Genomic DNA, 13,074 nt, shown 5'->3' with positions numbered 1-13,074 from the left:
CCCATTTAATGAAACCGATTGTCCAAATTTCCCTAGACCTCACCAATATTGATGAAGCGCTCGAAACAGCGGCACTGGCCATGCGCGCCGGGGTCGACTGGCTCGAAGCCGGAACCCCGCTGCTGCTGGCGGAAGGCCTGCACGGTGTCCGAAAACTACGCGAAGCCTTCCCGAATGTGCCCATTGTGGCCGACCTGAAAACGATGGACGGCGGTTACCTCGAAGTGGAAATGATGGCAAAAGCCGGGGCGTCTTACGTCGTGGTAATGGCGCGCGCCCATGCCGAAACCGTCAAGTGCGTCGTGAAAGCCGGTCGTGATTTTGGCGTTCAGGTAATGGGTGACAACATGATTTCCACCGACATGGTCGCGGGCGCTAAATGGCTCGAAGATCTGGGTTGCGATTTCATTATTCACCACATCGGCTACGATGAACGCCGGGGCATCGCGGCTCAGGGATTGCGGATGCCGAGCCCGCTCGATCAACTGCGCGAAGTGGTGCAGGCGGTTAACGTGCCAGTGCAGGCCGTGGGCGGACTTTCGCTGGAACAGGCCATTCGCTGCCCGGAATACGGCGCTCCGCTCGTGGTGCTGGGCGCTCCGCTGACCATCGATGCCGACGCGTTCAAAACCGCCGACGGCGATCTGGAAAGCTCCCTTCGTCTGATTTGCGAAAAAATTCACGCGTACGGCGATGTTCCCGTCGGAAAATAAAAACCGGCATATCTGTGAGAATAAACGCATAACTTTCTCACAATTAAACCCTTACTTATCTCAATGAATTCTGCTGCTGTTGTCAATTTTGCTCCCGAGAAAGGCTCGGTTGAAATTCGTGAAATTCCAAAACCGACCATTGGTGAGGAAGATGTTTTGCTGGAAGTCGCCAACGTCGGTGTTTGCGGCAGCGACCTTCACCAGTGGACCGCCGATCATAGCTGGCCGGTTAATTATCCCGTCGTACTCGGCCACGAATTTGGCGGTCACATCGTCGAAGTCGGAAGCCGGGTGGTGGGCTGGAAAGAAGGTGACCGCGTTGTGAGCGAAACGGCCGCCATCATCGACCCCAATAACCCGATGACCCGGCAGGGTCTCTATAACCTGGACCCCACCCGCAAAGGGTTTGGCTACGGCGTCGATGGCGCCATGACCAAATATGTTCGGGTTCCCATGCGCATTCTCCACAGAGTGCCGGACGCACTGGCATTCGAGCAGGCCTGCCTGACCGAACCCTGCTGCGTGGCTTTCAATGCTGTGGTCGAAAATTCACGACTGAAACCCGGCGACCGCGTTATCGTGCTGGGTCCCGGAACGATCGGGATTTTATGCGCAGCCATGGCCCGGCTTTGTGGTGCCGAAGTAGCGGTAGTGGGTCTGGAAGCGGATCGTCACCGGCTCGCCATCGCCCAGCAGTATGGTTGCGAGGCCATCATCGGCGACGCCACGGAATGGGCCAGAAAACGCGACGGTCTGGGTGCCGACTGCATCATCGATGCCGCCGGAGCCAGCATTACCTTAAAAATCGCGCTCCAACTGGTTCGCCCGAATGGTCACATCACGAAAGTAGGCTGGGGTCCGCAGCCGCTCGGCTTTTCACTCGATGCACTGGTGCAGAAAAACGTCACACTGCAGGGAAGTTTCAGCCACAACTGGCCCATCTGGGAACGCGTTCTCGCGCTATTAGCCAGCGGCCAGCTCGACGTCAAACCGATCATTGGTGGCGTGTGGCCCATCACCGAATGGCACGAAGCCTTCGAAAAAATGCACCACGGCGAAGTCATCAAAAGCGTTTTAAAACCTGTATAGACGGGAGAGGTGAGACAAGAGAAGTGAGACAAAACCGGTGACTGGTTTCTGTTTTAAATCTCTTGTCTTTATTCTCACTTCTTTATTCTAGCAAATGCGCTTACATCAGAAAGTTATTATTGTTACCGGCAGTTGTACGGGCATCGGGAAAGCCATTGCGAAACGTTGCGTGGCAGAAGGAGCGCAGGTGGTTATTCACGGCCTGGAACCGGAACTGGGTCAGAAAGTGGTAGACGAACTGGGTTCCGCCAACGCCGTTCTGCACATCGAAGATCTGGCGGTGGAAGGCGTTGCGCAGCGGCTGGTCGACCGGGCTGTTCAGACCTTCGGTCGGCTGGATGCAGTGGTGAACAACGCGGCTTTGGTGGCTTCGTCGAACATTCACACGACCGATCTTGCCTTTTTCCGTCATATTCTGGAAGTGAACACCCTCGCCCCTTTTGCGCTGATCCAGGCCGCTTTGCCCCATTTGAAGCAAACCAAAGGGGCGGTTTTGAACATCGGTTCCGTCAATGGCTGGAGTGGCGAACCGGATCTGATGGCCTACAGCGTTTCGAAAGGGGCGTTGATGACCCTGACCCGTAATCTCGGCGACACGCTCCACCGCGAAGAAGGTGTTCGGGTCAACCAGATCAATCCGGGTTGGGTGCTCACCGAAAACGAAGCCCGTCGGAAACACGAACACGGTATGCCCGTCGATTGGTACAAAGACATTTCACCGGTTTTTGCCCCCTCGGGTCGGATTATCTGGCCCGATGAACTTGCTGCAGCCGCCGTCTATTGGCTGGCCGACGAGAGCGGCCCAATCAGTGGTCAGATCGTTGATTTAGAACAATATCCGTTGATCGGGCGAAATCCGCCAAAAAATTAACGGTTTTCGGTTTACGGTTTTCAGTTTACGGTGGCGGACACATTCGTCTTTTCGTGCGTCCGCCACCGTAAACTGAAAACCGTAAACTCTAACCCATAAACCTCAAAAAATATTATGCCTAAATTGGCTGCTTTTCCCAAAGCTTTTATTCAAGCCCTCTGCAAAGATGGCACAATGACGGTTTCTGAATGGATCGAACTCGCCGTCCAGCTCGACATCGACGGGCTCGAATGGTACGCCGGTTTTCTGGAAATGGCGGACGAAACCAACTGGTCGCGTTTTCGCCAGCAGGTGGAGAGCCACGGCAAGGTGATTCCGATGATGTGCTGTTCACCGGATTTCACGCACCCCGATCCGGCTTTCCGCGCCAAGGAAATCGCCAAACAGAAACACTGGATCGACATGACTTACGCGCTGGGTGGTTCGTACTGCCGCGTGCTTTCGGGCCAGCGTCGCCCGGAACTCACGATCGATGAAGGTGTTCGGCTAGCCGCTGAATGCATCGAAGCGTGTTTGCCCTACGCCCGCGAACGCGGCATTACGCTGATTATCGAAAACCACTACAAGGACGATTTCTGGGAATACCCGGAATTTGCGCAGAAAATGGACGTTTTCTGTCAGTTGGTCGATGCGATTCATGACCCGAACTTTGGCGTCAATTACGACCCGAGCAATACCTACCTGGCGGGCGAAGAACCGTTGGAACTGCTGGACCGGGTCGCCAACCGCGTGGTGACGATGCACGCCAGCGACCGGTATTTGCTGGAAGGAACCATTGAAGATCTGCGCAAGGAAGAAGGTGGCGCTACAGGCTACGCAAAGCGGCTCAGCCACGGCGAAATCGGCAAAGGGCTGAATGATTATGACGCGATTTTCACTACCTTGAAAGGCGTTGGTTTCGATGGCTGGATCAGCATCGAAGACGGTGTCGATGGCATGGAGCAACTCGCGCGCAGTGTGGCTTTCCTCCGTCGGAAAATTGCGCAGCACTGGCCCGAACAAACGGCCTGAAAAACCGGTACGCTTTTTCCTAAAATAGTACTTTATGCTCCGATGGTTGCTATTTTTTCTTGTCGGCACTTCCCTGACTGTCCGGGCGCAAAGCCGGTTTTACGTCGCGCCGTCGGGGAAAGATAGCAACCCCGGAACCGTTTCGCTGCCACTGGCCACGCTGGCCAAAGCGCTGGAAAAAGTAAAAACCGCGCCCCAGCCTGCCGTCCAGATTTTTTTACGAAAAGGCACGTATTACCTGACAGAAACCATCCGCATCGACCCGGAACTGGTTCAGAATAAAACCCTGACCATTAGCAACTTCCCCAACGAAACCGTTCAGATCAGCGGAGGTAGGAGGTTGTCGCTTCGCTGGCAGAAAACCGGTCAGGCCCGTTGGACGGCCCCCGTCGAAGGGCCGGTTTTCGAGCAACTCTTTCTAAACGGGAAAAAGCAGATTCTGGCCCGTTATCCCAATTTCGACGCCCGCGCCAGGGTTTTTAACGGCACAGCCGCCGACGCGCTGAGCGAAGCCCGAATCAATGGCTGGCAATCGCCCGAAGGCGGTTATGTCCACGCCCTGCACGAAGGCGAATGGGGGGATTTTCATTACCGGATTACCGGCAAATCGGATGGAAAACTTCAGCTGGAAGGCGGCTGGCAGAATAACCGCCCTTCGCCCCTGCACGCCAAAGAGCGGTTTGTCGAGAACATTTTTGAGGAAATGGACGCGCCCGGCGAGTGGTTTTACGACAGAAAGACCCAACAGCTTCACCTGATTCCGCCAACCGGCGTCAATCCGACAACCGCCATCGTCGAGGTTTCCCAACTCAAGGGACTAATTGCTTTAAACGGGACACCGGATAAACCACTTCGGCAGGTCACCCTTCGCGGCATCCGGTTTGTTCAGACCGAACGGACGTTTATGGAGCCATACGAGCCGCTGTTACGCAGCGACTGGATGATGTACCGGGGCGCAGCGGTTTTTCTGGAAAATACCGAAAACTGCCAGATTGAAGATTGTCAGTTTAGCAATCTGGGCGGAAATGCGCTGATTTTCAGTCGATATAATCGAAAATCAGCTGTCGAAGGTTCGCACTTCTTCGAAATTGGCGCCAGCGCCATCAGTTTTATCGGCGATTCATCGGCGGTTCGCTCTCCGGCTTTTCGGTACGAACAGTTTGTGCCTTATGATCAGATGGATCTGAAACCGGGTCCGAAAAACAACCACTATCCATTGGAATGCGTCGCGGAGAATAACCTGATTCACGATATCGGGCGCATTGAAAAACAGTCGGCGGGGGTTCAGATTGCAATGGCTTCCGGGATTGTCGTTCGGCATAATTCCATTTATCAGGTTCCCCGCGCTGGCATCAACATCGGCGACGGCACCTGGGGCGGTCACCTGCTGGAATTCAACGACGTGTTCGATACGGTTTTGGAAACCGGTGATCACGGCGCGTTCAACTCCTGGGGTCGCGATCGGTACTGGCATCCCAACCGCTCCAAAATGGACAGCCTGGTGGCGGCTCATCCCGAACTGATTCTGATCGACGCCCAAAAAACCACAATCATTCGCAACAACCGGTTTCGTTGCGACCACGGCTGGGATATCGACCTCGACGATGGCAGCAGTAATTACCTCATCTACAACAATGTGCTGCTAAACGGCGGATTGAAGTTCCGGGAAGGCTTTAACCGCACTGCCCAAAATAACATCCTGATTAACAACTCATTCCATCCACACGTCTGGTTCAAAAACAGCGGGGACGTTTTCCGGAACAACATCGTCATGCGGTCTTATTTTCCGATTGGCGTTCAGGATTGGGGCAAGGAAGTTGATTACAATCTGTTTCCCGATGAGGGCGCTCTGCTGAAAGCGCAGAAAGACGGCACCGACTTCCACAGCACCTTTGGCGACCCGGTTTTCGTTCAGCCGGAAAAGGGAAATTATCAGGTTCGGGCCAGCAGTCCCGCGCTGAAAATAGGTTTTCAGAATTTTCCGATGAATCAGTTTGGGGTCCAAAAAACCGCTCTCCGAGCGTTGGCCCGCACGCCCAAACTACCGGTTTTGTTGGATCAGCAGTTTGAAAAATCCGTGCAGGAGCTGACCTGGCTGGGTGCTTTGCTCCGAAACGTACGCGGCCTCGGCGACCGGTCGGCCTACGGTTTACCCGACGAAAACGGCATTATTGTGGTAAACATCCCGGCCGGTAGCCTGCTCGAAAATTCGGGTCTGAAAACCGGTGATGTAATCCGAACGGCCAACCAGGAAGAGACCCCCAACATCGGGCGGCTGGTGGCCATTCAGCAGCAGGTTACCTGGACGGGACGCATGAACGTTTCCGTAATTCGCAATCAGCAGGTGGTGAAACTATCGTTGCCGTTGAAGTAAAAAGGCTTCAGCAACCGAATAACGCGACAAAATCAGGCGCTGGCCGAAAACATTTGATTCGCCAGTTGCACCAGTTCGCTGTACCGGGTTGGCTTTGTAAGCAACGCATCCGCACCGAGTTCATGACCACGGCAGTTGTCGTTCGTTTCGAATGAAGAACCGAGGATCACGGTGGGTATCGACCGGAGTCGGCTACTTCCTTTCAAGCGTTTTAAGGTCGTAAAACCGTCCATGACCGGCATGTTCTGATCGAGAATTATCAGGTCGGGTGTGTCGTAATACTCGCTCAGGTGATCCAGCAATTCCTGCCCGTCCGTAAACGTGAATACCAGACAACCGGGGTGTTTTTTCTGAAACGCCTGCCACAGCATAAACCGGTCATCATCGTCGTCATCAACGATAAAAATAAGATTGTTTTTTAACTGCATGATACTACGGTTTTAGTTAAAACGCGCCCAGTCAATCGTTAACAAGATAGCCGGTCCTTTTCACGAACCGGCTACTCCCTTTCTACCTAAAACGCTAAAGAAAACACACAATCAGAGAAAAGAAATGAGACAGGAGAATAAAGACTTACGGTATTTTACAGCTCTACTCTTCGGTCTTACCGTTCATTTCTATGTATTCAGAACCACCCTTTTTCGTTTAACCTGCTGGCGGCACCATTGAAGCAATTGCAGTCGTTCCGGGTGAGAAAGCAGCCGCAGCAGTTTACGTAATTCCTTGCGGAATAATCGTCGGTCAAAATCAACTTTATTCAATACACACTTGCTATATTCAAACCAGGACATGTTCAGTTAATGAGGTTAAATGTGGGATAGTCTTACCGCAAAGATGGGGTAGTCAGTTTAAATAACCCTTAGACGGCGATTAGAAAAAAATTAGAATTTTTAGGCAAAAAAATAGCCGGTTTCCATGACGTAACCGGCTATCGAAATCACCTGAAATTAGCAATTTTACTCGCCAAAACCTTCTATTGCATTGAGATAAAAGACCAGAGACGCGAGAATAAAGGCCTGAAAATCAACCATCTTCGTCTCTTGCCTCACCTCTCCTATCTATTATCTCAATAAGCAAACCGGAGCAGGAGGCTGATTCTGCTTCCGACGTTCCCGGTACAAAGAAGGAGCCGTCAAATTAGAAAATGCTTAGAGCCGTCTTAGAAAAAAGTTAATTCTAACTTTCCAGTACCTGCGGCTGGCGTCGCCAGGGTTTGGCTTCCGATTCGGCTTTACGGTAAAAATAACGGTACAGAATCGGGAATATGAGCAGCGTCAGGATCGTGGCCGTAATCAAACCGCCAATGACGACCACCGCGAGCGGTTTTTGGGTTTCGGAACCAATACCGGTCGAGACGGCCGCGGGCAGCAAGCCAATGGCCGCCATCAGGGCGGTCATGACCACCGGCCGAATCCGGCTCCGAACACCCTGCCGGATGGCTTCATCGAGCGGTTGCCGATCGGCCCGGTTCTGGTTAAAAACCGATACGAGAATCACCCCGTTCTGGACGCAGATTCCGAACAGGGCGATAAAACCGACGCCCGCCGAAATCCCGAAGTTGATCCCGGTCACGTGCAGCGCAAGAATACCGCCCATGAGCGCAAACGGCACGTTCAGGAGCACCAATCCCGCGTCTTTCGGATTGCCGAACGTAATGAACAGAATAACGAAAATAGCCGCCAGACTCAGCGGAACCACCTGCCCGAGCCGCTGCGTGGCCCGCACCTGATTCTCAAATTCGCCGGTCCAGTTGATGGAATACCCCTTGGGCAGTTTCTTCAGTTTCTGCTCCACTTTCTGCTGCGCTTCGGCAATCGTGCTGCCCAGATCACGCTCCCGAACCGAGAATTTGACGCCAATAAATCGCTTGTTCAGGTCGCGATAAATGAAAGCCGGGCCGGTGGTTTTACGCAGGGTGGCAATTTCGCTGAGCGGAATTTTGCTGCCGTGCATGGTCGGCACCATGAGCCGCATGATGTCATCTTCGGTTTTCCGGTAATTCTCGGCGTACCGCAACCGGATGTCGAACCGGCGTTCACCTTCGTACAGAATGGAAGCGGTTTTGCCGCCGATTGCCATCTCAATAACCGCCTGAGCGTCAGCCGTTGAAACCCCGTACAACGCCATTTTATGATCGTGAAACAAGACACTAATTTCAGGCTGACCGATGTTTCGCAGAATACCGACATCCTTGATCCCCGGCACGTCCTTGATGGCGGCAATCACCTCGTTGGCCAGGCCGTTGAGCTGGTTGAGGTCTTCGCCGAAAATCTTGACGGCATTGGACGCGTTCATCCCGGCCACAGCTTCAGCCACGTTGTCGATAATCGGCTGCGAATAATTGTAGTTAATGCCCTGAAACTGTTTGAGTTTGCCGTCCATTTCCTCGATCAGCTCATCGGTCGAAATCTTCCGCTGCCAGTCGTCTTTGGGTTTCAGGTTGACCTGCATCTGAACGTAATAAAAACCGGACGGATCGGTTCCGTCGTTGGAGCGACCGGTTTGCGACAATACGCCGTTGACTTCCGGAAATTCCATCAGTTTCTTGCGAAGTACGCGCACCATTTTCGTCGTTTCACTCAGCGAGGAACTCATCGGCAGTTTGGCTTCCACCCACAAAGCCCCTTCGTTCAGTTGGGGTAAAAACTCGGTTCCGAGCAGGGTGGCTGAGAAAAAAGTAACGCCCAGGAAAACCGTTGCCAGCAAAAAGCTCAGCCGCTTGCGCGCGTAACACCATTCAAAACCGGCCGTTACGGAATTGTTGAAAAACCGGACAACGAAGTTGTTGGTCTCCCGAACGTTTTTCCGCAACAGGATCGAACACAGAACCGGCACCAGCGTCAACGTATATAATAAAGCGCCGAGCAGGGCAAAACCGAGCGTCCAGGCCAGCGGGGAGAACATCTTTCCTTCCACTTTCTGGAACGAAAAAATGGGCAGCAACGCCGTGATAATGATCAGTTTGGAGAAGAAAACCGCTTTCCCGAGATCGCCCCCGGTTTTTTTTATCAGCCCGAGTTTGGACATGCGGTTAAAGGCCGGCATACCTTTTTTATGCGCCAGATGATCGAGCGTTACAAAAACCCCTTCGACCATCACGACGGCTCCGTCGATGATGATCCCGAAGTCAACCGCGCCCATCGACAGCAAATTGGCCGACATCCCGCGCAACCGAAGGCACATGAATGCGAACAGCAGCGCCAGCGGAATGATGATCGAAACGATGATCGTGGTCCGCCAGTCGGCCATGAAAATGAAGACGATCACCGTCACCAGAATGATCCCTTCGGTCAGGTTGTGCATCACGGTGCGGGTACAGAACGCGATGAGGTTGTCGCGGTCGTAGAAAGTCACCATTTTGGTATCGGCGGGCAAAATCCGGGTGTTCAGCTCGTCGATTTTGTCCTTCACCCGCTTTAAAATTTCGCTCGGATTTTCACCTTTGCGCATCACCACGATGCCTTCCACCACGTCGTCGTTGTTGTTTAAACCGACCTGACCCACCCGGGGCAGACTCGATTCGGCCACTTCGGCCACGTTGCGCACCAAAACCGGGTTGCCGTTCAGCTCTTCAATAATGATGTTTTCAATATCAGGAATCGACGTGAGTAACCCCACGCCCCGCACGACATACGCCTGCCCGTTGCGCTCGATGACATCGCCCCCGACGTTGATGTTACTGCGCGTGATAGCCTGGTAAACTTCAAGGGGAGTCAGATCGTACTTGGTCAGTTGGGTCGGATTCACCCGGATTTCGTAGATTTTTTCCTGTCCGCCAAACGCCACCACATCGGCCACACCAGGAACGGACCGCAACTGCCGGTCGATCACCCAGTTATGCAACGTCAGCAGTTCGCGGCTGTCGCGCGTTTGACTTTGGAGTGTAAACCGGAAAATCTCGCCCGTTGGGCCGTACGGCGGCTGCACATCTGGCTCGACGGTTTCGGGAAGCGTGACGGTACGTAACTGGTTATTAACCTGTTGCCGGGCAAAAAAGTCTTCCACATCGTCTTCAAAAATGATTTTGATGACCGACAACCCAAACATCGTGATCGAACGAACGTTGGTTTTGCGCTGCACCGAGTTCATGGCCACTTCAATCGGCACGGTTACAAACCGCTCAACTTCTTCGGCACTCCGGCCATTCCACTCCGTCACGACGATAATCTGCGTGTTGGTCACGTCGGGAAATGCTTCGAGCGGGGTATTCAAATAGCTGACCACCCCGGCAATGATCAGCGCGGTGGTCATGAAGAAGATGAAAAACCGGTTTTTAAGCGAAAAACCGACAATATTCCGGATAAATCTGTTCATGCTTCCAATGAGTGAATGAGCGAATGAGTGATTGAGTGAATAGCTACCGCAGTTCTACAAATTAATAAGCGTGATCTTCGATCTTATTCACTCACCGCGCGGGCGGCCCCGTCGCTCAATCACTCATTCACTAATTAATCGTTTAGTGCGTCGTAAACCAGAAGCTGGTTCTTCGAGATGACTTTTTCACCCGGTTTCAAACCGGCGTTGATGTAGGCGATGTCTCCCAGAAATTTGTGCACCTGAACCGGGCGGGTTTCGACGTCGGAACGGCTGCGGAAAACCATGACGTAGTATTTCGAATTATCGAAAATAACGGCGTTAGACGGAACCGTGGCCATTTGATCGCCCTCATCAAACCGCAGCGCCACCGTCGCGTGCATCTCCGGTTTGAGCTTCATGCCTTCGTTCTGCAACCGAATCCGGATCGTCATGGCCTTGGTACCGGGGTCGAGCACGCTGAAAATCTTATCGACTTTTCCGTTGAACCGCTGGTCGGGATAGCTCAGCGTCTGAACGCTGGCGGGCATTCCGGCTTTCACCCGGCCGATGTCGCTTTCGTTGACGTTGGCCAGCACCCAGACGTCGCTGATCTGGCCGACGGTGAACAGGTTGTCGGCGTTATCGGACCGCAGTTGCATGTCCCGGTTAACGTTTTTTTCGATCACAAAACCGTCGATTGGCGCGCGAACCGTGTACGTCGGCGTTTTGCCCAAACCATAAATCTGGAAAATTTCCTTTACACGGCTGAGTTCGGCCTGGGCGGTTTCTACGTCTTTGCGGGCCGCGACCACCTCGCGCTGCGAGTTCAATTTGCTCTCAAACAGATCCTCGGCCACACTCAGGTTCTTTTGCGCCAGCAGCAGATCCGATTGCGCCTGAATCATTTGCCGTTCAAAATCAGCCACTTCGCCCGACCGGATAATTGCCAGTTGCTGGCCTTTTTTCACAAAGTCACCCAGTTCGACGTCCACTTCCTCCACGACCCCGCCCACCAGCGGGAATACTTTAATGACCTTGCTTTCGTCGGCGGCTACTTTCCCCACCAGCGTCAGTTCAGAGCGAACCGGCTGGTTCAGCACTGTGTCGAGCCGGATGCGATTCATCATCGTGTCCGACATCATAAATGCCTTAGCCTCTTCTACTTCTGCTTTCTGATGGCAAGCCGTTGCCAGCCCGAGTGTTCCCAGCAGCACGCAGCTAACGAGTTGTTTCATTGGATAGTTAATTAAATAATTCCTCCCCCACCACGTAGTTCAGTTCTTCGTAGGCGCCGATGCGGTCGGCTTTCAGGCGGTTCAGTTCTTTGGTGCTTTCGTTGTACGTCTCGATCAGGTCGATGAATTCCAGCAGGGAAATGTTCCGTTTCTGGAAATTGGTAAACAACCCCTGATTCAGCAGCTCAAATTGTTCCGAAAACCGCGACTCGACCGACTGCACCGTCCGCTCTACTTCCCGGACTTTCTGCAAGGCCGCAATGACCTCATTACCAACCTGAACGGCTTTCTGACTCTGGATCTGCTTCTGATAATCGATCTGGCTGCGGGCGGCTTTGATGGCCCCCTGATTCCGGTTGAAAAACGGCAAATCCATGCTCACCGAAACACCGAGGTAATTGGGAACGTAGCTCCCGGCCTGATCGTAGGTTCCGCCCACCCGCAGGTCCGGCGTTGCCAGCGCTTTTTGCAGATTGTAGTTCAGTTCCGCCTGCCGGGTGAGCGACTGGTTGGCCAGCACGTCGGCCCGGTGGTGAAGCGCCCGGCTGCGTAGCGAGTCGACCGATTCGTTCGGAAAGCGGTAAATTTGCAATTGTGTTTCATCGACCTGCGGCAGAATCGGCTGCTCAACCGACAGCAGGGTTCGCAAAAACTGCTGGTTTTCAGCCTGGTTGAGCCGGATTTCCAGTCGGTCGTTATTGAGTTGAAACAGTAGCGCTTTCAGCCGGAGGAGTTCACGCAGCGACACGTTATTTTTGTCGTACTGTTGTTCAAAAGCCGTTACGGTTCCCTGTAAGGTCGTGATCTGGCGGTCGTAGCGGGCCAGCGTTTCCTGCTGGAAATACAGATCGAAAAACCGGCTCCGGAGTTCAAACCGCAGGGACCGGAGCAGATCTGCGAACTCGTAATCGTTAAGTCGGGCCGATTCCTGCGCCAGCGCCACGCGCTTGTTGCGTTTCCCGGCGGTATACAAAAGTTGCTGAACGGAGATAATTTTCTGCCCCTGCCGCCCTGCATCCAGAACCCGATGCTGTTCCGTATTGTAAGCACTGACTTCGAGCAAGGCCGTGGGATTATCGTACAAATTCGCCTGGATGATCTGCGCTTGTCCGGCTTCGATCCGAAACCGCCCGGCCAGCAGCAAGAGGTTATTTTTGAGAAAAAGGCTGTCGGCCTGCCGTCGACTAAGTCGTAACGAATCCTGTGCCTGAACGTGGATAGAAATCAGGCCAATCAAACAAAAACTAAATATCAGGCGCATTAAAAAAGGTTAGCACATTTCGGAATGCAAGATTGCCTAAAAGAAGTTAGAAGGCCGTTAAAAGCGAATTAGAAAAAGGTTAAATAGCCGTTAAAAAAAACTTAGAAGTTTTCTAATCGGCCCTAATATTGACTGTATTCTTCTGATTTTCAGAAACTTGCTTTCCATGCAGCAGATCATACCGGTTTTTATAAACCCGTAACTTTTGAGCCAGAACCCATTTC

9 protein-coding genes are annotated in these 13,074 nt (G+C 53.0%); 5 read left to right on the top strand and 4 right to left on the bottom strand.

Annotated features, from left to right (window positions below; genetic code table 11):
• Window positions 1–8 precede the first annotated feature (8 nt).
• The 5 genes from GJJ30_RS11680 (at window position 9) to GJJ30_RS11660 (ending at window position 6,058) form a co-directional block, all read left to right on the top strand.
• The gene (locus GJJ30_RS11680; RefSeq protein WP_154175336.1) at window positions 9–713 is read left to right on the top strand and encodes an orotidine 5'-phosphate decarboxylase / HUMPS family protein; all 705 of its coding nucleotides are present in this window, start codon (window positions 9–11) and stop codon (window positions 711–713) included.
• A 63-nt stretch (window positions 714–776) separates the two neighbouring features.
• Complete coding sequence (locus tag GJJ30_RS11675; protein WP_154175335.1) at window positions 777–1,802, top strand: zinc-binding dehydrogenase; 1,026 nt, start codon at window positions 777–779, stop codon at window positions 1,800–1,802.
• A gap of 94 nt (window positions 1,803–1,896) precedes the next feature.
• Window positions 1,897–2,673: an SDR family NAD(P)-dependent oxidoreductase gene (locus GJJ30_RS11670; protein ID WP_154175334.1), complete on the top strand. Its 777-nt coding sequence runs from the start codon at window positions 1,897–1,899 to the stop codon at window positions 2,671–2,673.
• Window positions 2,674–2,787: 114 nt separating this feature from the next.
• Window positions 2,788–3,684: a sugar phosphate isomerase/epimerase family protein gene (locus GJJ30_RS11665; protein ID WP_154175333.1), complete on the top strand. Its 897-nt coding sequence runs from the start codon at window positions 2,788–2,790 to the stop codon at window positions 3,682–3,684.
• Between the two features lie 34 nt (window positions 3,685–3,718).
• Complete coding sequence (locus tag GJJ30_RS11660) at window positions 3,719–6,058, top strand: right-handed parallel beta-helix repeat-containing protein (protein ID WP_154175332.1); 2,340 nt, start codon at window positions 3,719–3,721, stop codon at window positions 6,056–6,058.
• Between the two features lie 32 nt (window positions 6,059–6,090).
• Here the strand turns inward: GJJ30_RS11660 and GJJ30_RS11655 are convergent, their stop codons facing one another.
• The 4 genes from GJJ30_RS11655 to GJJ30_RS11640 all read right to left on the bottom strand — a co-directional run bounded on the left by GJJ30_RS11655 (window position 6,091) and on the right by GJJ30_RS11640 (window position 12,850).
• Window positions 6,091–6,486, bottom strand: a complete 396-nt coding sequence (locus tag GJJ30_RS11655; RefSeq protein WP_154175331.1) for a response regulator — start codon at window positions 6,484–6,486, stop codon at window positions 6,091–6,093.
• Window positions 6,487–7,234: 748 nt separating this feature from the next.
• The gene (locus GJJ30_RS11650; RefSeq protein WP_154175330.1) at window positions 7,235–10,372 is read right to left on the bottom strand and encodes an efflux RND transporter permease subunit; all 3,138 of its coding nucleotides are present in this window, start codon (window positions 10,370–10,372) and stop codon (window positions 7,235–7,237) included.
• A gap of 134 nt (window positions 10,373–10,506) precedes the next feature.
• The gene (locus tag GJJ30_RS11645; protein WP_154175329.1) at window positions 10,507–11,589 is read right to left on the bottom strand and encodes an efflux RND transporter periplasmic adaptor subunit; all 1,083 of its coding nucleotides are present in this window, start codon (window positions 11,587–11,589) and stop codon (window positions 10,507–10,509) included.
• A 7-nt stretch (window positions 11,590–11,596) separates the two neighbouring features.
• Window positions 11,597–12,850 (bottom strand): TolC family protein, encoded by a 1,254-nt coding sequence (locus tag GJJ30_RS11640; protein WP_154175328.1) that lies wholly within the window; start codon window positions 12,848–12,850, stop codon window positions 11,597–11,599.
• Between the last annotated feature and the right edge of the window lie 224 nt (window positions 12,851–13,074).

Source organism: Larkinella terrae (genome assembly GCF_009668025.1).
Taxonomy (GTDB): domain Bacteria; phylum Bacteroidota; class Bacteroidia; order Cytophagales; family Spirosomataceae; genus Larkinella; species Larkinella terrae.
The sequence above is the reverse complement of the archived record's forward strand: the minus strand, read 5'-3'. Positions and strand labels throughout refer to the sequence as shown.